General features: G+C 74.4%; 21 protein-coding genes. 7 read left to right on the plus strand and 14 right to left on the minus strand.

The features are described from left to right. Positions 1-55: 55 nt before the first annotated feature. From EV384_RS33055 to EV384_RS33075, 5 genes are all read right to left on the minus strand, one after another. Positions 56-1,108, minus strand: a complete 1,053-nt coding sequence (locus EV384_RS33055) for a fatty acid desaturase family protein (RefSeq protein WP_130339608.1) — start codon at positions 1,106-1,108, stop codon at positions 56-58. 125 nt (positions 1,109-1,233) lie between these two features. After that, positions 1,234-4,692, minus strand: a complete 3,459-nt coding sequence (locus tag EV384_RS33060) for an SCO7613 C-terminal domain-containing membrane protein (protein ID WP_130339610.1) — start codon at positions 4,690-4,692, stop codon at positions 1,234-1,236. A gap of 47 nt (positions 4,693-4,739) precedes the next feature. After that, positions 4,740-5,060, minus strand: coding sequence for a divalent-cation tolerance protein CutA (cutA, locus tag EV384_RS33065; protein ID WP_130339612.1), 321 nt, complete (start codon positions 5,058-5,060; stop codon positions 4,740-4,742). A gap of 55 nt (positions 5,061-5,115) precedes the next feature. Continuing rightward, the gene (locus EV384_RS33070; protein ID WP_130339614.1) at positions 5,116-6,135 is read right to left on the minus strand and encodes a 1-acyl-sn-glycerol-3-phosphate acyltransferase; all 1,020 of its coding nucleotides are present in this window, start codon (positions 6,133-6,135) and stop codon (positions 5,116-5,118) included. Continuing rightward, positions 6,135-6,965, minus strand: a complete 831-nt coding sequence (locus EV384_RS33075) for a patatin-like phospholipase family protein (protein WP_130339616.1) — start codon at positions 6,963-6,965, stop codon at positions 6,135-6,137. The genes EV384_RS33070 and EV384_RS33075 overlap by 1 nt, the downstream gene beginning before the upstream one ends. Before the next feature lie 252 nt (positions 6,966-7,217). On the opposite strand from EV384_RS33075, the gene EV384_RS33080 reads away from it, so the two are divergent. Continuing rightward, positions 7,218-7,409, plus strand: coding sequence for a hypothetical protein (locus EV384_RS33080; protein WP_130339618.1), 192 nt, complete (start codon positions 7,218-7,220; stop codon positions 7,407-7,409). Positions 7,410-7,413: 4 nt separating this feature from the next. On the opposite strand, the gene EV384_RS33085 is transcribed toward EV384_RS33080, so the two are convergent. From EV384_RS33085 to EV384_RS33125, 9 genes are all read right to left on the minus strand, one after another. Next, a complete protein-coding gene (locus tag EV384_RS33085; RefSeq protein ID WP_130340956.1) occupies positions 7,414-8,475 on the minus strand; it encodes a glycosyltransferase family 4 protein in 1,062 nt (353 codons plus the stop codon). A 137-nt stretch (positions 8,476-8,612) separates the two neighbouring features. Then, complete coding sequence (locus tag EV384_RS33090) at positions 8,613-9,284, minus strand: BON domain-containing protein (protein WP_130339620.1); 672 nt, start codon at positions 9,282-9,284, stop codon at positions 8,613-8,615. A gap of 163 nt (positions 9,285-9,447) precedes the next feature. Further along, on the minus strand, positions 9,448-10,998 hold the full coding sequence (locus tag EV384_RS33095) for a S1C family serine protease (protein WP_130339622.1): 1,551 nt from the start codon (positions 10,996-10,998) through the stop codon (positions 9,448-9,450). Positions 10,999-11,060: 62 nt separating this feature from the next. Then, positions 11,061-12,617 (minus strand): HAMP domain-containing sensor histidine kinase, encoded by a 1,557-nt coding sequence (locus EV384_RS33100; RefSeq protein ID WP_130339624.1) that lies wholly within the window; start codon positions 12,615-12,617, stop codon positions 11,061-11,063. Beyond that, positions 12,614-13,315 carry a response regulator transcription factor gene (locus EV384_RS33105; RefSeq protein WP_109800454.1) on the minus strand — a complete coding sequence of 234 codons (702 nt, stop codon included), beginning with the start codon at positions 13,313-13,315 and terminating at the stop codon, positions 12,614-12,616. The genes EV384_RS33100 and EV384_RS33105 overlap by 4 nt, the downstream gene beginning before the upstream one ends. Before the next feature lie 98 nt (positions 13,316-13,413). Further along, positions 13,414-14,037, minus strand: a complete 624-nt coding sequence (locus EV384_RS33110) for a PadR family transcriptional regulator (RefSeq protein WP_130339626.1) — start codon at positions 14,035-14,037, stop codon at positions 13,414-13,416. Further along, positions 14,034-14,876, minus strand: coding sequence for a DUF4097 family beta strand repeat-containing protein (locus EV384_RS33115; protein WP_130339628.1), 843 nt, complete (start codon positions 14,874-14,876; stop codon positions 14,034-14,036). Before EV384_RS33115 ends, EV384_RS33110 begins: the two co-directional genes overlap by 4 nt. Before the next feature lie 102 nt (positions 14,877-14,978). Next, positions 14,979-15,851 (minus strand): lysophospholipid acyltransferase family protein, encoded by an 873-nt coding sequence (locus tag EV384_RS33120; protein ID WP_130339630.1) that lies wholly within the window; start codon positions 15,849-15,851, stop codon positions 14,979-14,981. Beyond that, positions 15,848-16,627, minus strand: a complete 780-nt coding sequence (locus EV384_RS33125; RefSeq protein WP_130339632.1) for a GNAT family N-acetyltransferase — start codon at positions 16,625-16,627, stop codon at positions 15,848-15,850. The genes EV384_RS33120 and EV384_RS33125 overlap by 4 nt, the downstream gene beginning before the upstream one ends. Positions 16,628-16,851: 224 nt before the next feature. On the opposite strand from EV384_RS33125, the gene EV384_RS33130 reads away from it, so the two are divergent. The 6 genes from EV384_RS33130 (at position 16,852) to EV384_RS33155 (ending at position 24,521) form a co-directional block, all read left to right on the plus strand. Continuing rightward, complete coding sequence (locus EV384_RS33130; protein ID WP_130339634.1) at positions 16,852-17,508, plus strand: hypothetical protein; 657 nt, start codon at positions 16,852-16,854, stop codon at positions 17,506-17,508. Between the two features lie 161 nt (positions 17,509-17,669). After that, positions 17,670-18,608 (plus strand): ABC transporter ATP-binding protein, encoded by a 939-nt coding sequence (locus EV384_RS33135; RefSeq protein WP_130339636.1) that lies wholly within the window; start codon positions 17,670-17,672, stop codon positions 18,606-18,608. Then, on the plus strand, positions 18,605-19,438 hold the full coding sequence (locus tag EV384_RS33140) for an ABC transporter permease (protein ID WP_130339638.1): 834 nt from the start codon (positions 18,605-18,607) through the stop codon (positions 19,436-19,438). The genes EV384_RS33135 and EV384_RS33140 overlap by 4 nt, the downstream gene beginning before the upstream one ends. A gap of 261 nt (positions 19,439-19,699) precedes the next feature. Further along, positions 19,700-23,431, plus strand: a complete 3,732-nt coding sequence (locus tag EV384_RS33145; protein ID WP_130339640.1) for a multifunctional oxoglutarate decarboxylase/oxoglutarate dehydrogenase thiamine pyrophosphate-binding subunit/dihydrolipoyllysine-residue succinyltransferase subunit — start codon at positions 19,700-19,702, stop codon at positions 23,429-23,431. A 90-nt stretch (positions 23,432-23,521) separates the two neighbouring features. Then, positions 23,522-23,701: a DUF6104 family protein gene (locus tag EV384_RS33150; RefSeq protein WP_089009804.1), complete on the plus strand. Its 180-nt coding sequence runs from the start codon at positions 23,522-23,524 to the stop codon at positions 23,699-23,701. A 103-nt stretch (positions 23,702-23,804) separates the two neighbouring features. Beyond that, complete coding sequence (locus tag EV384_RS33155) at positions 23,805-24,521, plus strand: DUF998 domain-containing protein (protein ID WP_207232533.1); 717 nt, start codon at positions 23,805-23,807, stop codon at positions 24,519-24,521. Positions 24,522-24,543: the final 22 nt, after the last annotated feature.

Raw genomic sequence — 24,543 nt, forward strand, 5'->3', positions numbered from 1 at the left:
CCCCGCCCCGCCACCGCCCGGCACGTCGCTGAACAGGGCGGGGCCGGCGGGCGGGTCACCGCTCGCGCAGCGGGCGGCCGACCTCGTGCAGGTGGGCCAGCGCCTGCCGGTACGACTCGACCAGCCCGGTCTCCGCGTACCCGATGCCGTGCTCGGCGCAGTACGCCCGGACGATCGGTTGCGCCCGGCGCAGGTTGGCCCGGGGCATGTTCGGGAAGAGGTGGTGCTCGATCTGGTAGTTCAGCGCGCCGAGCGCCACGTCGACGAACCGGCCGCCGCGCACGTTGCGCGAGGTCAGCACCTGCTTGCGCAGGAAGTCGAGGTCGTCGTCGGCGGACGGCATCGGCATGCCCTTGTGGTTGGGGGCGAACGCGCAACCCATGTAGAGCCCCCAGAGACCCTGGTGGACGGCGATGAAGAGCAGCGCCTTCACCGGCGACATGACGGCGAAGACCAGCCCGAGGTAGCCGACCGCGTGCGCGCCGAGCAGCAGCGCCTCGACCGTCCGGTGCCGGAGCGGGGTGCTCCAGCGCCCGTCCGGCTCCCGGCCGACCAGCGCCCGGACGCTCGCCACGTGCAGCGCCAGCCCCTCCAGCAGCAGCATCGGGAAGAACAGCCACGCCTGCCGCCGGGCCAGCCAGCGGCCGACGCCGCGGGTCGCCGCCGCCTGCTCGTACGTCCAGACCAGCGCGCCCGCCCCGACGTCCGGGTCCTCGTCCTCGTGATTGGGGTTGGCGTGGTGCCGGTTGTGCTTGTCGACCCACCAGCCGTAGCTGAGCCCGACGGCGAGGTTCCCGGCGATCAGCCCGGCCGCCTCGCTGTGGCCGCGGCGGCGGAACATCTGCCGGTGCCCGGCGTCGTGCCCGAGGAACGCCACCTGGGTGGTGGCCACCGCCATCCCGACCGCGACCAGCAGCTGCGCCCAGGAGTCGCCCACCGCGACCAGCACCGCCCAGCCGGCCAGAAAACCACCCAGAGTGAGCGCGATCCGCACCGCGTAGCCGCCCGGGCGGCGGGTGAGGAGGCCGGCCTCGGCGACCCGGCGGGACAACCCCGCGTAGTCACTGCCTCGCCGTACCGGTGGTCCTGTCAGCATGGAAGTGGTCATCTGCGCTCCCCGTTCCTCGGTCATGTGCCACGCCCGGTGGCGCGGCCGCCGTACCGAGTCTGGTCGGCGCGGTTGCGCTGAGTAATCCTGCTCGCCCCCGAGTGGGGGTAAGGCTGACCCTACCCTCAGCTCATCCCGCTAACCACTGTTCGTAACCGGGCCAGGTCCCGCCGGCGCCGCTCGTAGGTCGCGGCGAGCGCGATCAGCGCCAACCCGCCGAGGCCGAGGTAGATCCACCGGGGCAGCAGGTCCCAGCCGCGGGCCAGCTCGTGCAGCGCGAGCGGGACGAGGGTGGCCGCCCCCAGCAGGACCGGCGCCTGCCAGCGCCGGACCGCCCCGCCGAGCACCGCGCCGAGCGCGACGACGCCGAGCGCCAGCCGCCGCCACGGCTGCGGATCCGCCGCCACCAGCACCGAGACCAGGCTGGGCAGCAGCGCCGCGGCCAGCCCCGGGCCGAGCGCCAGCCAGCTGTTCAGCCCGGGCCGGGTCCGCAGCGCCACCAGGCCGGCGGCGAGGGCCAGCCCGGCCGCCGGCACCGTGTACGCCTCCAGCAGCGCCACCCCTCCGGCGACCAGCAGCAGCCACCCGCCGAGCAGCTCGCTGCCGCCCGCGATGCCGGCGAGGACCCAGCGCCGCGAGGTCGACTCGCCCCGCCGCAGCACCCGCAGCGCCACGGCCGCGCCCCAGAGCGCGCAGACCGCCGCCGCGTGCCGCAGCGCGCCGCCGGTCAGCAGCAGCGCCAGCAGCGCGACCGCCTGGGCGGCCGCCGCCAGCGCCACCCCGAGCACCGGGCCGCGCCCGGTCGCCGGCGCCGCCCCGACCCGGCCCTCGCGGGCGGCGAGGGCCGGCGCGGCGAACAGGACCAGCACCGCCACCGCCAGCACCGCGAAGGCGGCGGTACGCAGCGGCAGGCCGCCGGCGAGCGCCGCGGTCACCGCGAAGCCGGCCGCCGCCACCACGCCCGACAGCCAGCCGGCCAGCCGGGTGTCGGCGTGCCGCCCGGCCGCGCCGACGACGGCCGCCGCCACCACCAGGGCGCCGAGTCCGGCGAGCGTCCCGGCCGGGGTGGCGAGCAGTCCGCCCAGCCCCGGCACGGCCAGCGCCAGCCCGACCGGCAACGTGACCGGGAGCAGGGGTGGGCGCGGCGCGGCGAGCGCGGCGGCCAGCAGCGCGGCCAGCCCGACCCCGAACGCCACCGCCGGCGGCACCGGCCAGGGCGCCCCGGCCGCCGCCAGCAGCACCGGCAGCCCGGCCGCGCCGAACGGCAGCCCGACCAGCGCCGGCAGCCACCGCCCGCCGTGCACGATCCGGGCGTACGCCGCCGCGGCGGCCCCGAGCAGCAGCAGGGTCAGGCCCGCGCCGGCGGCACCCGGCACCCGGTCGACGGCGGGCACCCCGGACCAGGCCGGGACCGGCAGCTCGACGAGCACCCGCAGGGTGACCGGCGCGACGGCGAGCAGCGCCAGCCCGGACAGTCCGGCTCCGACCAGGCGCGGGGCCGTGCCGGGCCGGGCACCCCCGCCGACGGCCAGCGCCAGCAGCACGCCCAGCGTGGCGTAGAGCGACACCCGCTCGTCCCCGGGTACGACCAGCGGCGCGGCCCCGACCGGCGCGAGCGCGGCGGCGAACCCGGTCGAGGCGTACCCGAGCAGGTCCGGCCACCGGCGACGGACGGCGAGGACCACGACCACCAGCACCCCGACGGCGGCGAACGCCCCCCGCAGCTGCCACCAGGGCGGCGCCCCGGCGGCCATCAGCCCGACGGCCACCCCCGCCGGCACGGCGAGCATCGCCGCGGCCAGCGCCACCCCGCCGGCGGCCGGCTGGACGCCGGCGCCCCGCCGGCCCCACGCCGCCACCAGGGCGCCGGCCGCGACCACGACGGCGAGGCCCGCTCCCGCCCCGGCCGGGTCGGCGAGCCCGACCAGCAGCCCGTGACCGAGCAGGACGGCCCCGGCGAGGGCCGGGACGAGCACGGTCGCGTACCGCCGGCGCGGCCGGAGCACGGCGGACACCAGCAGCGCGGTGGCCGCCAGCAGATCGGCCGCCACCACCACGGGCCACGGGGTGGACGCGGCCGCCGGGGCGGCCAGCACGGCCAGCGCCCCGCCCAGCACCGCGACGACCGGCCGGGCGGCCCGGGGCAGCAGCAGGGCCACCGCCGCGGCGGTCAGCAGCACGGCGACCGGCAGCTGCCACCCCCAGTCCGGCGCGGGCCCGGCGTCGGCGCCCCGCCACGGCGGCAGCGACCGGAGGACGGCGCCGCCCGCGACCACCACCGTCGCCACCGTGGCCACCTGCGCCAGGCCGGCGGCCACCACCAGCGACCCCACCCGTGGCCCGGTACGCAGCCGCGCCGGCAGCGCCCGGACCGCCCCGGCCAGTACGGCCACCACCGACCCGGCCGCGACCAGCAGCAGCCCCGGACGCAGCTCGGCCACCGGACGGAGCAGCGCGGTGGCGAGCACCGGCACCAGCAGCCCGGCCGCGATCAGCCGGTACGTCCGGCCGCCCGCCGCCAGCGCCCCGCCGAGCAGGGCGAGCGCCACCAGCAGCAACGGGCCGCCGGCCAGCAGCGGGGTACCGGCCGCCCGGCCCCAGGCCAGCGGCACCAGCGCGCAGCCGGCCGCGACGGTGAGCGCGACCCCGTGGCCGAGCCAGCCGAGCACCCGCCCGGCGATCACCGCCGGAGTGCCGACGAGGGTGCCCGGCCGGGCCTCGTCGCCCGCCACCGGTCCGGCCGCGGGCGCGACCCGGGGACGGAGGGCGACCACCACCAGGAGATCGCCCAGCGCCACCCCGGTGCAGACCAGCGCCCACCCGGCGGCGGACGGCCGGGCCGCCGCCGCGGCCAGCGGCAGCACCGGCTGCGCGGCCAGCAGCGCCGCGAACCACGGCACGGTCAGCCGGCTCAGCCGGGCGTACCCGGCCGCCACCGCCGCGCCGATCCCCCCGACCAGCGCGGCGTACCGGGTTCCCGGCCAGCCGGCCACGCCGAACAGGTCCACCGTCCAGGCGGCGTACCCGTCGAGGAGCACCAGCAGCAGTCCCACCGCGGCGAACGTCTCGGCCGTACCGCGCAGCCCACGCCGGTTCACGACCAGCGGCACCGCCAGCGCGAGCACGGTGGCCCCGGCCAGGATCAACGCCCGGCCGGCCACCCCGACGGCCGCCCAGGCGACCGCGGTGAAGACGATCGCCGCGGTGCCGAGAAGGAGTCCACCGAGGACGAAGAGCAGGCCCTGCACGGTCCGGGTCGAGGTCTCCGGCCGGCCGGGCCCGGCCCCGGCCGGCGACGGCGGGACCGGGACGGGTCGCACCGGGCGGGGCTGCGGCGGCGGGATCTCCAGGCGGATCCGAGCGGCCAGCTCCGTCCGGCGCTGCCGGGCCGCGCCCAGCCGGGCCAGCAGGTCCTGGTACGTCACCCGGGCCCGGTCCACCTCCGGCGACAACGCGGCGATCTCCCGGTCCAGCCGGACCACCTCGGCGGCGGGCGGGTACGGCGGGCGATCGCAGCCGGGGCAGCCGGAGGCGAGGTCGGCGGGCGCGCCGCAGCCGGGGCAGGGGTAACCGGTGTTCTCCACTCGGACAGCATCGGGCCCGGACGGCCGGCCGCCCAGAGTAGGAGTACCTAGGGGCGGGTGTGCTCGTGCACCCAGGCCGTGTAGCCGGGGTTGCCGCTCTCCACCCGGGTCACCAGGATCTCCGGCACCTCGTACGGGTGGTTGGCGCGGAGCTGGTCGACCAGGGCGGTCACCCGGTCCGGGGCGGTCTTGAACTGCACCGTCCACTCGGCGGTGGTCTGGATCGCCGACTGCCACCAGTAGGTGCTGTCCACCTGCCCGCCGACCTGGGCGCACGCCGCCAACCGACCCGCGACGGCCGCGGCCGCCAGCACGTCGGCGACCCCGCGCGCGTCCACCACCGTCGTCACCACGCAGATCTGCTCCACCAGCGCACCCTACGTGGAATTCCTGCCGATCGGCGGTATCCCCAACCCGCTGGGGTCAGGTGGTGGCGCCGTCCCGGTGGTCCGCGATCCACCGGTCGATCCGGGCCCACCAGTCGAAGAGCCAGTCGATGCGTTCCTGGCGGTCGACGGGGACCTCCTCGGGCGGGACCGACCAGAACCGCATCACGATCCGCTTGTCCATCGGCAGTTCCCGCCACACGTCGGTGACGGTGAGCATGCGGTCCAGCCCGGTGTGCGCCACGAAGATGACCCCGGCGTCCGGGGCGGCGTCCAGCGCGGCGAGCAGTCCGCCCGGCTGCGGGGCGAGGACGTGCTGCATCCGCTCCGCGCGCAGCGCCATCCGTTCCAGGCCGAGCGCCCGGAGCCGGGCGATGGCCCGCAGCCGCCGGCTCGGGGTGAAGTTGCCGCCCTCCGGGAAGATCACGAACGCGTCGTCGTCGTCCAGCCCGGTGGCCAGGTGGCCGATCTGGGTGACGACCCTGTCCCGGCCGTCCGACCCGGGCGCGATGAAGCGGTTCGGCAGCCGGTTGAGCAGGACGTCGATCGCCGGGTCCCACTGCAGGCTCTCCTTGAGCACGATCCGCGGCTCCCGGTGGAACCAGTTCACCAGCGCGTGGATCAGGATGAACGAGTCCCCCGGCCCGGCGTGCCGGCAGAGCACCAGCTCCGGCCGGCCGGGCAGCGCGGTGTCCGGGTCCGTGCCGACGACGTCGATGCGCAGCCGCAGCGTCCAGCGGGCCTGCCAGAACAGCACCCGCAGGAAGTGCCCGGCCAGCACGTAGTGCGCCCGCTGGAAGGCCGGCGACCGTTTGCGGGCGCCGAAGCCCGAGGCCAGCCAGAGGACGAAGAGGGCGAGCAGCGCGGCCGCGTCCCAGACCAGGTAGACCGCGCCGATCCAGAGCAGGCGCAGCGGTCGCAGCCGGCCGGGCACCAACGGGGAGGCGGCCAGCGCGAGCAGCGCCCAGACCGGCAGCGTGGTCACCACGGCCACGGCGAGCAGCACCACGCCGGGGGCCAGCAGCAACCGGCGTACCCACCGGGGCGGCAACGGCATCAGCGGTCCAGCTGGGCCAGGTAGTGCCGGGACGCGGTGTAGGCCCGGCTGATCCGCCGCCCCACCACGGCCATGTCCCGGTACGCCCACGGGCTGTCGTCGCGCGGGCTCCCGCCGCCGGTGGGCAGCACGTGCACCTCCACCCCGTCGGGCAGGGCCGCCATCTCCCGGGCGAACCGGTGCCGCCGGGCGACCTCGAAGGCGACCTGGGCGATCTCCCAGGGCCGCCGCGGTGGGGTCAGCTCCCGCTCGATCCGTCCCACCTGGAGCACGAAGATCCGCGTGGCGCCGACGGCGACCGCCTCCCCGATCGGGATCGAGTTCACGATTCCGCCGTCGATGTAGTGCTGGCCGTCGATCTGGGTGGGCGGCAGCAGCCCGGGCACCGAGGCGGAGGCGAGCACCGCGGGCACCAGCGGTCCGGTGTGGAACCAGTGCTCGGCGGCCCGCTCGATGTTCGCCGCGCAGCAGCGGAACGGCACCGCCAGGTCGGCGAAGGTGGTCTCCTCGCCCAGCTCGCTCTCCAGCAGCCGGCGCAGCGGCCGGGGCGAGTGCAGGTGGGTCCGCGCGGCGAAGCGGCGCAGCTGCCGAGCGACCGAGTCGCCGTACACCTCGCTGGCCTCCGGGGAGGCCCAGAGCCGGACCAGCCGGTCGGTGACGGCCTCGGACGGGTCGGCCGCGACCAGGGCGCCGTTGACCGCCCCGATCGAGGTGCCCAGCACAATGTCCGGCCGGATCCGGGCCCGGAACAGGGCCCGGAGCATGCCCACCTCGACCGCGCCGAGCACTCCCCCGCCGCCGAGCACGAACGCCACCGGACCGCCACTCATGACGTTCATCCTGGCACGGGGGCCGAAGCGGGCCCGCCGGAGCCGGCCCGGCTGCCGGGCGCCGTCACCGCGGGCCGCGCCGACGTCGCGGAGCGCGACCACGGAACGGACAGCCGTTGACAGGCCGGACACATTCCCGCAACCTGATAGCGCTCCCAAGCACGGGGTGCGACTGAAGGCGTCACTGCACGTCGGCAGGTTGCTGGTCCGCAGGTGCCGACTCATCGGGCCTGGCGGCCGGCCGGATCCGCGGTGACGTCGGCGTCGACCTGCGCAACCTGCTCCCGCAACGCGAGCACCGCGACCGCCGGGGACGAGCTGACCACCGAGGTGGACCGGCTCCGCGCCAAGATCGGGGAGCGGCGGCGCGAGGGGAGCATCGACCCCGGGTACGCCCGCCAGCTCGACGCCGCGGCCGCCGGACTGGCCGCGGCGCGGACCTGACCCGTCAGGGGGCCGCGACCCGGACCGGCTCCCGCGCCTCGGGCCCGACGACTCCCTTCGCCAGGAAGCTCCGGTACACCGCCTCGTAGCCGCGGGCCATCCGCTCCAGGGAGAAGTTCTCCGCGACGTGCGCCACGCAGTCGGCCGGGTCCAGGCGGGACGACTCGCGCAGCGCCGCCGGCAGCTCGTCGGCCCGGTCGCAGACCAGCCCGGTCAGGCCGGGGCGGACCAGCTCCGGCACCGCGCCCCGGCGCAGCGCCACCACCGGCGTGCCGGTCGCCATCGCCTCCAGCATCACCATGCCGAACGGCTCCTCCCACTGGATCGGCATGATCAGGCAGCGGGCGTCGAGCAGCAGCCGCAGGGTGGTCTGCCGGTCGGCGTTAAGCACCAGGTTCACGTCCTCGTCCAGCAGTGGCTCGACCACCTGCTGGAGGTAGCTCTGCTCGGCCGGCTCGTTGCACTTGCCGGCCAGGGTGAGCGGCAGGCCGGCCGCCCGGCAGGCCCGGATCGCCACCTCCGGGCCCTTGTCCGGGCTGAACCTGGCCAGCCAGAGCACCGGCCCCCGACCGGGGGTCCGCTTGCTCGGGAAGCCCTGTGCCGGCATGGCGTTGTGCACCGTGCCCGCCCAGGGCAGCCCCGGATTGGCCCGACGCTGGGCGTGCGAGATGGCCACGAGACCGACGCCGTGGGCGGTGTCGCCGAGCACGTCGCCGTACTCCCCCACCGGGTTGCCGTGCACGGTCGCCACGGTGGGCACCGCCCGGTGGCTGGCGATGAGCGGGCCGATGGTGGTGTGGTCGTGGACCACGTCGAAGTCGGCGGCGGAGATCAGGTTCTTGACCCGGGCCAGGTGCGCCAGCTCGGGCAGCGCCTCGCCGAGCCGGCGGTACTGGAGATCGGGCGCGGTGGAGACGAACTCGGCGGCGGTGCCGTGCTCCGCGCCGGCACCGAAGAGGGTGACCGCGTGACCCTCCCCGACGAGGCCGTCCACCAGCCCGGCCACCACGTGTTCCAGGCCGCCGTAACCGGGCGGCGGCAACGACAGCCACGGCGGCGCCACCATCGCGATCCGCAGTGGCCGCGCGCGCGAGCGCTCCGACGGCAGGTGGTTCACGGCCACGAGTCCTCCCCCGTTGGTCCCCGAAGAACGTGATCGACGGCACTTTCCCGGTGCCGACGGCGGCAAACGGCGACCCGTCCTCAGCCGGCCACCACAAGCCGGTCGTGCACCTCCCGGACGCCGGGGGTCGACCAGGCCGCCCGTTCCGCCTCGTCCCGCTGCCACCAGGAGCGGACCACCCCGGACAGCACCACGGTGTCCCCGGTGACCTGGATCTCGACGCGTTCCGTGCCGGTCCGCCGGATCAGCACCCGCTGCAGGTCCCGGCGGGTCTGCTCGTCGCTGGGTGGGGTGGGCGGACGGACCTCCACCAGGTTGGTGAGCCCGCGTACGCCGCGCAGCCGGCGCAGCTCGCGCTCGGCGGTACGCCGCTGGAAGCCGTACTCCACCTCGCCGCGGAGCATCACCCAGCCGTTGGCTACGGTGACGTCCAGCCGTTCGGCGGGCACGAAACTGTCCCACTCCAGCGCCCGACCGGCCGCGATGGCGATCTCCGCGTCGGTGCGCTCCTCCGTGCCTGGCAGGCGTACCTCGATCTCGCTGGCGACCGCCCGGACGCCGCGTACCCGGTGCGCGCAGCGCTCGGCCGCCCAGCGGCGGGCGTAGCTGTCCACCCAGCCGGTGAGCGTGACCACGCCGGCGGAGACCGTCACGCCGATCTCGGTGGGCTGCGTCTGGGCGTCCCAGTCGAGCTCGTCGAGCACGTCCCGCTGGATCTCCGGATCGGTGCGGACGGCGGCTGCGGTGGTCATGACGTCCCCTCCCCGTACGGTTCCCGTTCGTCGAGGATGCCGCCGCGCGGGGTGAGCCGGGCTCACCCGGTGCGGGTGAGCGGGGACGGAAAAGGCGGCGGGCGACGGAGCCAACCCCCTTGGCTCCGTCACCCGCCGCCTGGCGGAGGAAGGTCCGTATCCGTTATGACGTCTCGGCGAGCGTCACGGTTGCCGTCTGCGCCGATCCGTTCCGCTTGAACTGCACCTCGACCCGGTCGCCCACCTTGCCGGACTGGACCGCGCCGACCAGGTCGTTGGAGTCGTTGATCGCCTTGTCGCCGAACTTGGTGATCACGTCGCCCCGCTGGAGCCCCGCCTTCTCGGCGGCGCTGCCGGGGGTGACCGCGGCGACCAGCGCCCCGCCGTCCTCGGCGGCGTTGACGCTGACCCCGAGCGAGGGGTGGCTGACCTTCTCGCCGCGCTGGAGCTTCTCGGCGACGTCCTTGGCCTTGTTGCTCGGGATGGCGAAGCCGACGCCGATGTTGCCGTTGCTGCCCTGCCCGGCGGTGGCGATCGCGGTGTTGATGCCGATCACCTCGCCCCGGGTGTTGACCAGCGCGCCACCGGAGTTGCCCGGGTTGATCGGGGCGTCGGTCTGGAGCAGGCCGGAGATCGAGCTGGCCGCCTGCTGCCGGTCCTGCTGCTGACCCTCGCCGCCGGCCTGGATGGTGCGGTCCCGGGCGCTGAGGATGCCCGCGGTGACCGAGCCCTGGAGGCCGAGCGGGCTGCCCAGGGCGAGCACCTGGTCGCCGACCTGCATCCCGTCGCTGTCGCCAAACTTGGCCGCCTTGAGGCCGCTCACGCCGCTGGCCTTGACCACCGCCAGGTCGGTCTTCGGGTCGGTGCCGACGATCTTCGCCTGCGCGGTCTTGCCGTCGGCGAAGACCACCTTCACCGTGTCGCCGCTGGCGGAGGCGACCACGTGGTTGTTGGTCAGCACGTAACCGTCGGCGCTGAGGATCACCCCGGAGCCCTCACCGTTGTCCGTGATGATCGAGACCACGCTGTCCTGGACGGCGGCGGCGATCTTCGGCAGGTCCGCGCTGTTGAGCACGGGGGCCGCCGAGTAGGTGCGGGTGACGCCGCCGGAGTCGCCGTCGAGGGCGAGGGCGAGGGCGCCGCCGGCCACGCCGGAGCCGAACATCAGTGCCAGCACCAGCGCGCCCGCGCCGACGAACTTGCCTGCCCGGCTGGGCCGGGCCGCCGGCACCGGGCCCCACGGCGGGACCGGCTGGCCGGGGTGGTGCGGCTGGCCCGGGTGGTGCGGCTGGTAGGCCTGGTGCCCCTGGTACGGCGGGACCGGCCCGCCGGCGTGCGGCGGGTAGCCCGGCCCGCCCTGGTGCCCGCCGGGGGCCCAGCCGGTCTGCTGCTGCTGCCCGCCGTACCAGGGGGCGCCCGGCTGCGGCTGCCCCGAGACCGGGTACGACGGGGCGGACGGGGTCGCCGTCGGCGGCGCGTACGGCCCGGCGGGGGCCGGCGTCTCCGGCGGGCCAGCCTCGGTGGCTGGGGTTGGCGTGGGCTCCGGGGCGGCGGGGGTTCCGGCGGCCGGGGAGTCGGCCGGAACCGGCGCGGCGGCCGGGGTGGTGGAGTCGGACTGCCCGTGCTCGACGCGGGACAGCTCGGCGGTGGGGTGCGACGGCTCGGCGTCGGCGGGAGCCGGCGACCGCTGCGGGTCGGTCTCGTACTCGGTCATGGGACCACCTTCTCCCCTGGCTCTGCGATCAGCCTGGAACGTGCCTGAATGTTTTCTGAAAGTCAGTCGGACTGGTCCGCGGTCTCCGGCAGCAGCGGCAGCTTGACCCGGAAGGTCGCCCCGCCGCCGGGCGTCTCGGCCACCTCCACGGTGCCGTGGTGGGCCCCGACGAGCGCCGCCACGATGGCCAGCCCGAGCCCGGTGCTGGTGGTCCCACCGGCCCGCCGGGTCCGCGCCGCGTCGGCCCGGTAGAACCGCTCGAAGACCCGCTCGGCCTGCTCCGGGGTCAGCCCCGGACCGGTGTCCGCGACCTCCACCACGGCCAGGTTGCCCGGCTCGGTCCGCAGCCGCAGGGTCACCGAGGCGTCCGGCGGCGTGTGGGTGAGCGCGTTGGTCATCAGGTTGCCGATCACCTGTCGCAGCCGGGCGTCGTCGCCGTACACCACCAGCGGGCCGGCGCCCGGTTCGATGTCCAGCTCGATCCGCCGGTCCGGGGCGACCGCCCGGGCCGCCTGCACCGCGTCGCTGGCCAGCACCGGCAGCTCCACCGGCGCCAGGGCGATCGGCCGCTCCCGGTCCAGCCGGGCGAGCAGCAGCAGGTCCTCCACCAGCAGCCCCATCCGGGCCGCCTCGTCCTCGATCCGACGGAGCAGGCCGGCGGTCTGCTCCGGCTCGCGGGCCGCGCCCTGCCGGTACAGCTCGGCGAAGCCACGGATGGTGGTCAGCGGGGTACGCAGCTCGTGCGAGGCGTCCGCGACGAACTGTCGCATCCGCTCCTCGGAGCGGCGGGCCCGGGCCTCGGAGGCCTGCGCCGCCGCCGCCGCGTCCCGGGCGCTGACCTCGGCGCTGCGGGCCGCCGCCTCGGAGGCGGCGCGGGCGGTGAAGGCGGCCTCGATCTGGGCGAGCATCGCGTTCAGCGCCCGGGAGAGCCGGCCCAGCTCGGAGGTGGGGCAGGGGCGCCCCTCCTCGGGGTCGGGCACCCGTCGGGTGAGGTCGCCGCCGGCGATGGCCGCGGCGGTCCGTTCGATCTCGACGAGGGGCTTGAGGCTGGTCCGGACGATCGCCGCGCCGACCGAGGCCAGGATGATCATCACCGCCCCGCCGACCAATAGGTCGATCCAGATCAGGCGCTTGACGGCCAGGTCGACGTCGGTGAGGTGCTGTCCGAAGGCGATGATGCGGCCGTTGCCGAGGTCGGTGTAGAGCATCCGCCAGCGGGTGCGGCCGTCCTCGGAACGCACGGTGAACGGCTCACCCACCCGCGCCTGGTAGCCGGCATAGTCCACCGGAAAGCGCGGCAGCTCTTCCGTGCTCATCCCTGAGTAGCGCGAGGGTTCCTGCACGCCGTCGGCAGGGGTGGCCTGTGCGGCCACGTAGTCGGAGGGGATGTTGACCAGGAGTCGCCCTCCGCCGGCCTGGTCCAGCGCCCGGGCGACGCTCAAGGTGTCGCCGCGGAGTTGCTCGTCCACCTGGGCGATCAGGTAGTCCCGGAGGAAGTAGGTGGTGAGTGCGCTGATCACGACCAGGGCGGCGGCCACCAGGGCCAGCACCGAGGTGACCAGCTTGACGCGGAGCGGGACGCTGCGCAGCCGTCCCTTCGCCTGCTGGAGCGTGTTCACGCCGCCGGCTTGCGCAGCACGTAGCCCACCCCGCGCAGGGTGTGGATCAGCCGGGGCTGGGTGTTGTCGACCTTGCGCCGCAGGTAGGAGATGTAGGACTCGACGATGTTGTCGTCGCCCCGGAAGTCGTAGTTCCAGACGTGGTCGAGGATCTGCGCCTTGGAGAGCACCCGGTTCGCGTTGAGCATGAGGTAGCGCAGCAGCTTGAACTCGGTCGGCGAGAGCTGCACCCGCTGACCGGCCCGGTGCACCTCGTGGGTCTCCTCGTCCAGCTCCAGGTCGGCGAAGGTGAGCCGGGACGGCGCCTGCTCCCCGGTGGCGGTACGCCGCAGCACGGCCCGGATGCGGGCGGTCAACTCCTCCAGGCTGAACGGCTTGGTGACGTAGTCGTCGCCGCCCAGGGTCAGCCCGCGGATCTTGTCGTCGGTGGCGTCCCGCGCGGTCAGGAAGACCACCGGGGTACGCGTGCCGCCCTCGCGGAGCATCCGGATGACCTCGAAGCCGTCCAGGTCGGGCAGCATCACGTCGAGCACCACCAGGTCGGGCCGGTGGTCCTTGGCGGCGTGCAGCGCGGCGCTGCCGCTGGTCGCGGTGGCCACGTCGAAGCCCGCGAAGCGCAGGCTCGCGGAGAGCAGCTCGAGGATGTTCGGGTCGTCCTCGACGACGAGCAGTCGGGCCTCGGTCTGGGTAGCCACCATGTGGCCCATCATCCGCGCTCTCGCTGCGGCTCCGCTGGGCGGTTCCTGGAAACAACCTGTGAGCCCGATCCCCGACCCCGGCGGGCCGGGGACCGCCGTCAGCGCAGCAGCCGGCGCAGCCCGTCCAGCGCCCCGTCCAGCACCCGGATCGCGGTCCGCAGCTGGCTGTCGCTGAGCCGGCCGGCCCGGACCAGCGCGCCGACCTCGACGGTGAACGCGGCGAGCCGCTGGTCGAACTCGGCGAGCAGCGGCGACTCGGCGGCCGGCGGGGCGCCGTTGGCGGCGGGCCGGGCCGGCGGCGGCTCCCAGCGGGCCGCCCGGCTCTGCCGGGTCTGCCGGGTCGCCTCGCGCAGCTCGCGCTTGAGGTCGCGCACCGAGCCGCGTACCTCGGTCTGGATCTCGCCGGCCAGGGCGGAGAGGTCCTCGACGGAGGTGGTGATGTCCGATTCCAGGGTGGCCAGCTCACCGGCGCGCTGGCGCAGCTCCGACCGGCCCGCGTCGGTGATCTCGTAGACCTTGCGGCCGCCGGCGGCGGTGTGGGTCACCAGGCCCTCGACCTCCAGCCGTTGCAGCCGGGGGTAGATGGTGCCGGCGCTCGGCGCGTACAGGCCGAGGAAGCGGTCCTCCAGCAGCCGGATCAGCTCGTAGCCGTGCCGGGGGCCGTCGTCGAGGAGCTTGAGCAGGTAGAGCCGGAGCCGCCCGTGACTGAACACGGCGGTCACGGCAGCTCCTCCTCGTCGGCCTCGTCCGTCTCCTCGACCGGCCGGGCCAGCAGCGCGATGCTGCCCGACGTCGCGGAGGCCCAGAGCTTACCCTCGCCCGCGCCGAGGACGCCGTGGCTGTCCTTGGTCGCGCCGAGCCCGGCGTCGCCGCGTACCTGGGGGAAGCCGCTGGTGATCCGGCCGGAGGTGGTGTGCAGGTGGACGGCGAGGTCGCTGTCCTCGCGGACCCGGACGGTGACGCTGCCGGAGATGGTGCTGAGCCGGATCTCGCTGCGCCGGGGGTTGTCCAGGTCGCAGGTGATCGCCCCGGAGACGGTGTTCGCGTGCACCCTCCCGGCCGCGCTGTCGGCGAGGATCACCTCGCCGGAGACGGTCTCCAGGGTCAGGTCGCCGGCCACCCCGAGCGCCTCCACCGGACCGGAGATGATCTTCGCGGCGGTCCGGCCGCGGAGCCCCATCAGGGTGATCTGCCCGGAGGTGACGTCCACCTGGGTCTCCCGGCGCAGGCCGGAGGCGACCAGCGAACCGTCGATCAGGCGCAGGTCGGCCAGCACGTCGGCCGGTACGGCGATGGAGACCTCCGCCCGGAACCGGCGGCCGAGCTGGCCGAGCCACCAGAGGATCCCCGGCCAGCGCGGGATCCGCTCGTGGCCGACGTGCAGCCGGCCGTCCCGGTGCTCCACGACGACCGGCCGCCGGCTGACCCGGGTGACGTCGACGCGGGCCGGTCCGTCGGTGCCGACCACGTTCAGCCGGCCGGTGATCAGGCGTACGTCGAGCCGGGTGACCGGCTCGTCCAGGGTGATCCGCTGTGGGCTGTCGACCGTCCAGCTGGCCATCGTGTCCTCCCCTCGGTGACGTGCCGGCGGCACGTCGAGCGACGAGGAGATACTAACGCGATACATCGCGACGTATCAAGACTGCCGCGGGTCGGGGATCTGTCAGGCCGCCAGGTCCAGCTCCCCCACGGGCACGGGCGGGGCGGGGCGCCGGGCCGCGGGGACCAGGTGCACCGCCGACTCGGCGGCCCGGGCCAGCAGCCGACGGTCCGCGGCCACGGCCGGGTACAGCGTCGCGGTCACCGCCACCGACAGGGTCAGGTCGCGGGCCGCCAGCACCCGGCGTACCGATTCCCAGAGGGTCTCGTCGCCGAGGAAGGCCGCCGCCGTCGTCGCCGGGCCGGTCGCGGCACACCGGTAGCCGATCCGCAGCGGCACCACCGGCACCCCGGCGTCGATCGCCGCCTGGAACATGGCCGGCCGGAACCCCCGGCCCGGCCGGCAGTCGGCCGCCTCGCCGCACCAGGTGGTCCCCTCGGGGAAGACCGCGACCCGGTGACCGGCGCGCAGCGCGGCCGCGACCCGGCCCACCGTGGCCGGCAGCTCACGGGGACGCGCCCGGTCCACGAAGACCGTGCCGGCCGCGGCGGCGAGCTGACCCACCATCGGCCAGGCCCGTACCTCCCGCTTCGCCAGCATCCGCGCTGGCGCCACGGCCAGCACCGCCAGCACGTCCAGCCAGGAGACGTGGTTGGCGACCAGCAGGGCCCGCCGGCGCGGCAGCCGGCCCCGGACCACCAGCCGGATGCCGAGGGCCCGCAACGTCCACCGGGCCCAGCCGCGCACCGCGGCGTCGCGCTCCCGGCCGGGCAGCACCGGGAGCAGGCCGGCCAGACCGACCCCGAGCACGAGCATGCCGAGTACGCCCACCAGGCGGCCCGCCCGACGCAGGGGCGGCACGGCCGGATCGGCCGCGGCCGGCAGGCAGTCCGGCCCGCAGCCGGAGGCGGGCCGCCAGAGGTCGTCGGCGGTCACCGCTGCTCCCCGCCGAGGAAGTGGCGCAGGTAGCGGGGGTTCATCCGGTCCAGCGAGAAGAGCACGTAGAAGTCGGCGACCCCGAAGTCCGGGTCGTACGCCGGCTCGCCGCAGACCCAGGCGCCGAGCCGGAGGTACCCGCGCAGCAGCGGCGGGACCAGGGCGCGACGCTCGGCCGGCGGCAGGCTCGCCGGGTCGACCACGATCGGCGCCTCGGCGGACCACGGGCGCAGCGGGCGGACCCGCAGCGGCGGCGGCGCCAGGTGCCGGGCGCTGACCTGGGCCCACACCTCGGCGGCGGCCGTCCCGCCGTCGGCCACCGGCACCGAGGCGCAGCCGCCGAGCCAGCGCGACCCGCGCAGGTGCAGGTACCGGGTGATGCCGGCCCACATCAGGTTGATCACCGCGCCGGACCGGTGGTCCGGGTGTACGCAGGACCGGCCGGCCTCGACCAGGTCGTCGCGGAGCGGGTCGAGCGCGGAGAGGTCGAACTCGCCCTCGGCGTACCGGCGGTCGGTGCGACCGGGCGGCAGCAGCCGGTAGGTCCCGACCACCTCGCCGGTGCTCTCCCGCAACACGACCAGGTGGTCGCAGTGGGCGTCGAACTCGTCCGTGTCCAGTCCGGCGGCGCCCGGATGGAGGGTCGCCCCGAGTTCGGTGGCGAACACCTGGTGGCGCAGACGTTGCGCGGCCGCGACCAGGGTGGGGTCGTCGGCGATCAGCAGGGTGTATCCGCTGGTCGTGAGGGGTGCGCCAGCAGCGTGCAGAACGGCCATGGGTATCTGTGTAAGGGCCTCGGGTTGCCGGCTGCGGGGGTGCGGGGTGTCGATCCGGTGAACGCCAACCGGCGCCCGGGTCCCCCCTTCACCTGCGGGGACCGCCGCCGGGCGGCGCGGCGGGCGGGCGTCGACCGGTGCGGCGGGGCCGGAGGCGGCGTGCGAGGCTGCCGGGGCGGAGCCCGGCGACGCGGCCGGAGCCCGGACCAGCCCGGAGGACGTACATGATCATCGAGTCGCGCTTCAACGGCCCGCCCGGCTCCGGCAACGGCGGCTGGAGCGCAGGGGTCTTCGCGGCGGCGCTCGACGACCGCGGCCCGGTGGAGGTCACGCTGCGCCGACCGCCGCCGCTGGAGACCCCGCTCGTCGCGGTCGACGGCGAGATCCGCGACCCGGACGGCCAGGTCGTCGCGCAGGTACGCCGGGTCGAGCCGTTCCCGGCAGTGGTGCCCCCGGTGGACCCGGCGACCGCGGCGGCCGCGGCCCGGACGTACCCCGGCCTGGTGGACCACCCGTTCCCCGGCTGCTACGTCTGCGGGCCGGCGAACCCGGACGGGCTGCGGATCTTCCCCGGCCGGCTGCCGGACGGGCGGACCGCGGCGCCGTTCCGCGCGCCGGAGCAGGTGGTGCCGGCGACGGTCTGGGCCGCGCTGGACTGCCCCGGCGGCTGGGCGGTGATCGCGCCGGGCCGCCCGTACGTGCTCGGCCGGATCGCCGCGGTGGTCGACGCGCTGCCCGCGCCGGGCGACGAGTGCGTGGTGACCGGGGCGATGGTCGGCGCCGAGGGGCGCAAGGCGGAGGTGCACTCGAGTCTCTACGGCCCGGACGGCGGCCTGCTCGGCCACGCCCGGGCGACCTGGATCGCGCTGCCGCCGGCCTGACGCCTCCTCCCTGGGGATGATCGCCTCCTGCCCAGGAGGGAGACATGCCTACGGACAGCGCCTGATTGACCCGCTTGCGCCGCCTTGCCAGGCTGGGCCCGGCGCCCTCCGCGACGGCGTCCCACCGGCGCGCCCGCGCGTCGTGGCAGGAGAGGAGAACGATGTCCGACGGGCAGTGGAGCCCCAGCGCCGGGACCGGCCAGATCGTGGTGTCCGGACTGACCAAGCAGTACAAGAACGTCCGGGCGGTCGACGACCTGTCTTTCACCGTCGAACCGGGGCGGGTGACCGGCTTCCTCGGCCCGAACGGCGCCGGCAAGACGACCACCCTGCGCATGCTGCTGAACCTGGTCGCCCCGACGGCCGGCACGGCGACCATCGGCGGCCGGCGGTACGCCGACCTGACCGACCCGCTGCGCTCGGTGGGCGCGGTGCTGGAGGCCTCCAGCGCGCACAAGGGCCGCACCGGGATCAACCACCTGCGGGTGATCTGCGCGGCGGCGGGACTGCCCCGCGGGCGGGCCGACGAGGCGCTCGCCCTGGTCGGGCTCACCCCGGCCGCGAAGCGCAAGTTCAAGGGCTACTCGCTGGGCATGAAGCAGCGGCTCGGCATCGCGGCCGCGATGCTCGGCGACCCGCAGGTGCTGATCCTGGACGAGCCGGCGAACGGCCTCGACCCGGAGGGCATCCGGTGGATGCGCGGCTTCCTCAAGGGGCTGGCCACCCAGGGCCGGACGGTGCTGGTCTCCAGCCACCTGCTGTCGGAGATGCAGCTGCTCGCCGACGACGTGGTGATCATCGCGGCCGGCCGGCTGATCCGGCAGGGGCCGGTGGACCAGGTGATCGGCTCGATGGCGCACGGCGCCCGGGTGCGGGTCCGCACCCCGCAGGCGGACGAGCTGACCACGGCGCTGCGCGAGCAGGCCGCCACGGTGGAGACCGACGAGCACGGCGCGCTGCTGGTCGCCGGGGTGGACGCGCCCACCGTGGGCCGGATCGCCCTGGCCGCCAAGGTGGAGCTGCACGAGCTGACCACCGAACGCCCCGACCTCGAAGGGGTCTTCCTCGAACTGACGGCCGGAAAGGCGGACATCCGATGAACCTGGTCCGATCCGAGCTGCTCAAGATCCGTACCACCAACACCTGGTGGCTCTTCGGCATCGGCGCGCTGGTCACCCTGGTGCTGGCGTTCCTGGTGAACGCGGTGAACGCCGACATCAACCTCTCCGGCGGGCAGGACCTGGAGGGGGTGCCGGCGGAGCAGGCCGAGCAGATCCGGGCCACCGCCAACGAGGTCTACCAGGCGGCCAACCTCTTCACCTCGGGGCAGTACTTCGGGCTGCTCTTCGTGCTGCTGCTCGGCATCATCGTGGTGACCAACGAGTTCTACCACCAGACCGCGACGACGACCTTCCTCACCACCCCGCGGCGGACCATGGTGGTCGCCGCGAAGCTGGTCACGGCCGCGCTGTTCGGCGCGCTCTTCTGGCTGGTCACCACCCTGCTGACCATCCCGGCGACGCTGATCTACTTCGGCGTCCAGGGTTGGGACCCGCACTTCGGGTCGTCGGACGTGACCCGGGCGATCCTGCTCAACCTGCTCGCGTACGTGCTCTGGGGGATCTTCGGGGTCGGCTTCGGCGTGCTGATCCGCAGCCAGATCGGCGCGACCATCACGGCCGTGGTGCTGTACCTGGTCGGCACGACCGCGGCGAACCTGGTCTTCTTCCTGCTCCAGCAGTGGCTGGAGTGGGACTGGATCAGCAAGCTGGCGGTGATCGTCCCGTCCACCGCGTCGACGCTGATGATCAGCGGCACCGAACTGCCGGGCAACCCGCCGCAGTGGGTGGGCGCCGCGGTGCTCATCGGGTACGCGGTGGTGACCGGCGCCATCGGCACCATGATCATGCGCCGGCGGGACATCGCCTGACCCGTACGACGGCGACGGCCCCCGGGCGGTGACGAGAGCTCACCGACCGGGGGCCGTTCGGCTTCTAGCAGGAGCCGACAGGACACGCAGCGTCTGCCGAACTTCTGGCATCTTCTGTGAAACGGGCCACCAGCCGGAGGCGAGAATGCCGGCGGCATTCGTACGGCGTAGCCTGGGACCCGTCTTCCGTGGGCCGCTATTCCGGCACGGGCGGACACCGCGTGACATTACGAACCCGCGTGAAAGAGGCGATTACCGGCCGTGTCGACCCAGCAGACTTCGCAGGAGAACCCACTGGCGGGCTTCGGCCCGAATGAATGGATCGTCGAGGAGATGTACCAGCGCTACCTCGCCGATCCCTCGAGCGTCGACCCGGCCTGGCACGACTTCTTCGCCGACTACCGACCCGCGCCCGGCGCCGCCACCCCGCGTCCGGCCGACGGCCAGGCCAAGCCGGCCGCCGCGCCGGAGCCGGCCGAGCAGCAGGAGGCGGTCGCCACCGTCACCCAGCAGCCGGCCCCCGCGAAGCCGGCCGCGAAGGCGGCTCCCGCCCCGGCCAAGCCGGCCGAGAAGCCCGCCGCCAAGCCGGCCGCGAAGGCCGCCCCGGCCAAGCCGGCCGCCAAGGCGCCGACGGTCAGCGCCGCCGGCACCACCCCGCTGCGCGGCGTGGCCGCCAAGATCGTCCAGAACATGGACGCCTCGCTGGCCGTGCCGACCGCGACCAGCGTGCGCGCGGTCCCGGCCAAGCTGCTGGTCGACAACCGCATCGTGATCAACAACCACCTCGCCCGCGGGCGCGGTGGCAAGGTCAGCTTCACCCACCTGATCGGGTACGCGCTGGTCCGGGCGCTGGTCGAGCACCCGGAGATGAACAACTCCTTCGCCGAGGCCGACGGCAAGCCGGCGATGGTCCGCCCGGAGCACGTCAACCTGGGCATCGCGATCGACCTGACCAAGCCCGACGGCTCCCGCAACCTGGTGGTCCCGTCCATCAAGGGCTGCGAGCAGATGGACTTCCGGCAGTTCTGGCAGGCGTACGAGGACGTGGTCCGGCGCGCCCGCCGCAACGAACTGACCATGGAGGACTACGCCGGCACCACGATCTCGCTGACCAACCCGGGCGGCATCGGCACGGTGCACTCGATCCCGCGGCTGATGCAGGGCCAGAGCGCCATCATCGGCGTCGGCGCGATGGAGTACCCGGCGCCGTACCAGGGCATGAGCGAGGCCACCCTGGCCGAGTTGGCGGTCAGCAAGATCATCACGCTGACCAGCACGTACGACCACCGGATCATCCAGGGCGCGCAGTCCGGCGAGTTCCTCAAGGTGATGCACGAGCTGCTGCTCGGCGAGCGGGGCTACTACGACCAGATCTTCACCTCGCTGCGCATCCCCTACGAGCCGGTGCGCTGGGTGCGCGACGTCGCCGTCGACTCCGAGGGTCAGATCAACAAGACCGCGCGGGTGCACGAGCTGATCCACGCGTACCGGGTGCGCGGTCACCTGATGGCCGACACCGACCCGCTCGAGTTCAAGATCCGCAAGCACCCCGACCTGGACGTCCTCCAGCACGGGCTGACCCTGTGGGACCTGGACCGGGTCTTCCCGGTCAACGGCTTCGCCGGCAAGCAGCGGATGAAGCTGCGCGAGATCCTCGGCGTGCTGCGCGACTCGTACTGCCGCCGCGTCGGCATCGAGTACATGCACATCCAGGACCCGGAGGAGCGGCGCTGGATCCAGGAGCGGATCGAGCGCAAGTACGAGAAGCCCGACCCGGACGAGCAGAAGCACGTGCTCAACCGGCTCAACGCCGCCGAGGCGTTCGAGACCTTCCTGCAGACCAAGTACGTCGGGCAGAAGCGGTTCTCGCTGGAGGGCGGCGAGTCGCTGATCCCGCTGCTCGGCGAGATCCTGGAGTGCTCCGCCGAGGGCGGGCTCGACGAGGTCGTCATCGGCATGGCCCACCGCGGCCGGCTCAACGTGCTCGCCAACATCGTCGGCAAGCCGTACGAGAAGATCTTCTCCGAGTTCGAGGGGCACCTGGACCCGCGCTCGACGCAGGGCTCCGGCGACGTGAAGTACCACCTCGGCCAGAACGGCAAGTTCACCACCCCGGACGGCGACCACGCGGTCAAGGTCTCGCTGGTGGCGAACCCGTCGCACCTGGAGGCCGTCGACCCGGTGCTGGAGGGCATCGTCCGGGCCAAGCAGGACCGGATCGACCTCAAGCTGGAGGGCTACACCGTGCTGCCGCTGGCGGTGCACGGTGACGCCGCCTTCGCCGGCCAGGGCGTGGTCGCCGAGACGCTCAACCTCTCCCAGCTGCGCGGCTACCGCACCGGCGGCACCGTGCACGTGGTGCACAACAACCAGGTCGGCTTCACCACCGCCCCGGAGTACAGCCGGTCCAGCCTCTACAGCACCGACGTGGCCCGGATGATCCAGGCGCCGATCTTCCACGTCAACGGCGACGACCCCGAGGCCGTGGTCCGGGTCGCCCGGCTGGCCTTCGAGTACCGGCAGGCGTTCAACAAGGACGTCGTGATCGACATGGTCTGCTACCGCCGGCGCGGGCACAACGAGGGCGACGACCCGTCGATGTCCAACCCGCAGATGTACAAGATCATCGACTCGAAGCGCTCGGTGCGGAAGCTCTACACCGAGGAGCTGATCGGGCGGGGTGACATCACCGTGGAGGACGCGGAGGAGCTGCTGCGCGACTATCAGTCGCAGCTGGAGCGGGTCTTCAAGGCCACCCGCGACGCCGCCACCACCCCGCGCCAGCTCAGCCGGCCGCCCCGCCAGGATGAGCCGGAGCCGCTCGTGGAGACGGCGACCGACGCCGCCGTGGTCAAGGCCATCGGCGAGGCGCACGTCAACCTGCCGGAGGGCTTCACCCCGCACAAGCGGATCCAGCAGCTGCTGGACCGGCGGGCGAAGATGTCCGTCGAGGGCAACATCGACTGGGGCTACGGCGAGATCATCGCGTTCGGCGCGCTGCTGCACGACGGGGTCACCGTCCGGCTCGCCGGGCAGGACTCCCGCCGCGGCACCTTCGTCCAGCGGCACGCCTCGGTGGTCGACGCCAAGACCGGCGACGACTACCTGCCGCTGAAGTCGCTCACCGGCGACGGCGAGCGGTCCCGGTTCTTCGCGCACGACTCGCTGCTCTCCGAGTACGCCGCGATGGGCTTCGAGTACGGCTACTCGGTGGAGAACGTCAACGCGCTGGTCTGCTGGGAGGCCCAGTTCGGCGACTTCGCCAACGGCGCCCAGTCGGTCATTGACGAGTTCATCTCCTCCGGCGAGGTGAAGTGGGGCCAGCGCTCCGCGGTCACCCTGCTGCTGCCGCACGGCCACGAGGGCCAGGGCCCGGACCACACCTCCGGCCGCCCGGAGCGGTTCCTCCAGCTCTGCGCCGAGGACAACATGCGGGTGGCCATCCCGACCACCCCGGCGAACTACTTCCACCTGCTGCGCCGTCAGGCCCTGTCGTCGAAGCGCAAGCCGCTGGTGGTCTTCACGCCGAAGTCGCTGCTGCGGCACAAGCTCTGCGTCTCCCCGGTGGAGGACTTCACGACCGGCACCTTCCAGCCGGTGCTGGCCGACACCGCCGCCCCGGCGCCGGAGCAGGTGAAGCGGGTGCTGCTCTGCTCGGGCAAGGTCTACTACGACCTGTTCCAGGCCCGCGCCGAGCGGGGCGTCACCGACACCGCGATCATCCGGATGGAGCAGCTCTACCCGCTGCCCGTCGAGGAGATCCGGGCCGCCCTGGCGCAGTACCCGAACGCCGAGGACTTCGCCTGGGTCCAGGAGGAGCCGGCCAACCAGGGCGCCTGGTCGTTCGTCGCGCTCAACCTGCTGGAGCACCTGACCGACGTCCGGCTGCGCCGCATCTCCCGCCCCGCCGCCGCCGCCCCGTCGGTCGGCTCGGCGAAGATGCACGATGTCGAGCAGAAGGCGCTGATCGAGGCGGCCCTCCCCCGCCCGTGACCTGACCGCACCGCCAGCACCGGGGCAGCGAGCCGTACGACGGCCGCTGCCCCGGTCGCGTGGCGGCCCCGTTCCCGAAAGGACACACCGATGTACTTCACCGACCGCGGCATCGAGGAACTGGTCGAGCGCCGAGGCGACGAGCAGGTCAGCCTGGAGTGGCTGGGCGAGCGCCTGCGCGACTTTGTCGACCTGAACCCGGAGTTCGAGACCCCGATCGAGCGCTTCGCGACCTGGCTCGCCCGCCTCGACGACGAGGACGATGAGTGACCGTTTGACGCGGGAGCCCCCGTCGGCGTCCACTGGGAGGGCAGCGTCCCGGTTCCGACGAGGACCGCCGGAGCACACGCCGCCGGACGACAGGGAGGCGGAAGTGAACCCCGAGACCCGCAAGCCGCCGCAGGACGCGGTGACCGTCCGCCGCCTGCGCCTCGGCATCGGAGCCGTCGGCATCGCGCTGCCGATCGTGCTGGTGGTCGGTCACCTCGTCGTCACCCGGCGGCTGACCCTCCTCGACTCGCTCAGCGGCTACTACCACACCGGGATGCGGGACATCTTCGTCGGCGCGCTCTGCGCGATCGGGGTGTTCCTCATCAGTTACCGGTACCGCTGGCCGGACGACGCGCTGAGCACCGTCGCCGGGGCACTGGCGATCGCGGTGGCCCTCTTCCCCACCACGGTCGGCGCACCGGCCGGCACCACGAGCGGCACCGACCGGACCGTCGGGGTGGTGCACCAGGTCGCCGCCGCGGCCCTCTTCCTGCTCCTCGCCGTCTTCTGCCTGTTCCTCTTCACCAGGCCGGACCGGGCCGGCGTGCCGCCGTCGCGGTCGGCGAACCGCGTCTACCGCGCCTGCGGCCTGCTCATCCTGGCCGCGATCGGGCTCGCGCTGGCGAGCACCACGCTGCCCGCGGACGTACGCCACACGCTCAAGCCGGTGCTGTGGTGCGAGACCGTCGCCGTCTTCGCCTTCGGCGCCGCGTGGGTGGCGAAGAGCGACGCGCTCTTCCGCTCGGCCGACCTCCCGGAGGGACCGCCGGCCGGCGGAGCGTCCGGCCCCGCCGCCACGCCCGCGGCGGCCCCGTCCTGACCGACCGGGTCGGCCGGCCCGG

Source organism: Micromonospora kangleipakensis, assembly GCF_004217615.1.
Classification (GTDB): Bacteria; Actinomycetota; Actinomycetes; order Mycobacteriales; family Micromonosporaceae; genus Micromonospora; species Micromonospora kangleipakensis.

What these genes read in the sequence shown, in the direction of transcription:
- EV384_RS33055 (WP_130339608.1), bottom strand. Translation starts at nt 1,108, where the DNA reads ATGACCACTTCCATGCTGACAGGACCACCGGTACGGCGAGGCAGTGAC.
- EV384_RS33070 (WP_130339614.1), bottom strand. Translation starts at nt 6,135, where the DNA reads ATGCCGTTGCCGCCCCGGTGGGTACGCCGGTTGCTGCTGGCCCCCGGC.
- EV384_RS33075 (WP_130339616.1), bottom strand. Translation starts at nt 6,965, where the DNA reads ATGAGTGGCGGTCCGGTGGCGTTCGTGCTCGGCGGCGGGGGAGTGCTC.
- EV384_RS33085 (WP_130340956.1), bottom strand. Translation starts at nt 8,475, where the DNA reads ATGGTGGCGCCGCCGTGGCTGTCGTTGCCGCCGCCCGGTTACGGCGGC.
- EV384_RS33090 (WP_130339620.1), bottom strand. Translation starts at nt 9,284, where the DNA reads ATGACCACCGCAGCCGCCGTCCGCACCGATCCGGAGATCCAGCGGGAC.
- EV384_RS33095 (WP_130339622.1), bottom strand. Translation starts at nt 10,998, where the DNA reads ATGACCGAGTACGAGACCGACCCGCAGCGGTCGCCGGCTCCCGCCGAC.
- EV384_RS33105 (WP_109800454.1), bottom strand. Translation starts at nt 13,315, where the DNA reads ATGGTGGCTACCCAGACCGAGGCCCGACTGCTCGTCGTCGAGGACGAC.
- EV384_RS33115 (WP_130339628.1), bottom strand. Translation starts at nt 14,876, where the DNA reads ATGGCCAGCTGGACGGTCGACAGCCCACAGCGGATCACCCTGGACGAG.
- EV384_RS33125 (WP_130339632.1), bottom strand. Translation starts at nt 16,627, where the DNA reads ATGGCCGTTCTGCACGCTGCTGGCGCACCCCTCACGACCAGCGGATAC.
- EV384_RS33130 (WP_130339634.1), top strand. Translation starts at nt 16,852, where the DNA reads ATGATCATCGAGTCGCGCTTCAACGGCCCGCCCGGCTCCGGCAACGGC.
- EV384_RS33135 (WP_130339636.1), top strand. Translation starts at nt 17,670, where the DNA reads ATGTCCGACGGGCAGTGGAGCCCCAGCGCCGGGACCGGCCAGATCGTG.
- EV384_RS33140 (WP_130339638.1), top strand. Translation starts at nt 18,605, where the DNA reads ATGAACCTGGTCCGATCCGAGCTGCTCAAGATCCGTACCACCAACACC.
- EV384_RS33150 (WP_089009804.1), top strand. Translation starts at nt 23,522, where the DNA reads ATGTACTTCACCGACCGCGGCATCGAGGAACTGGTCGAGCGCCGAGGC.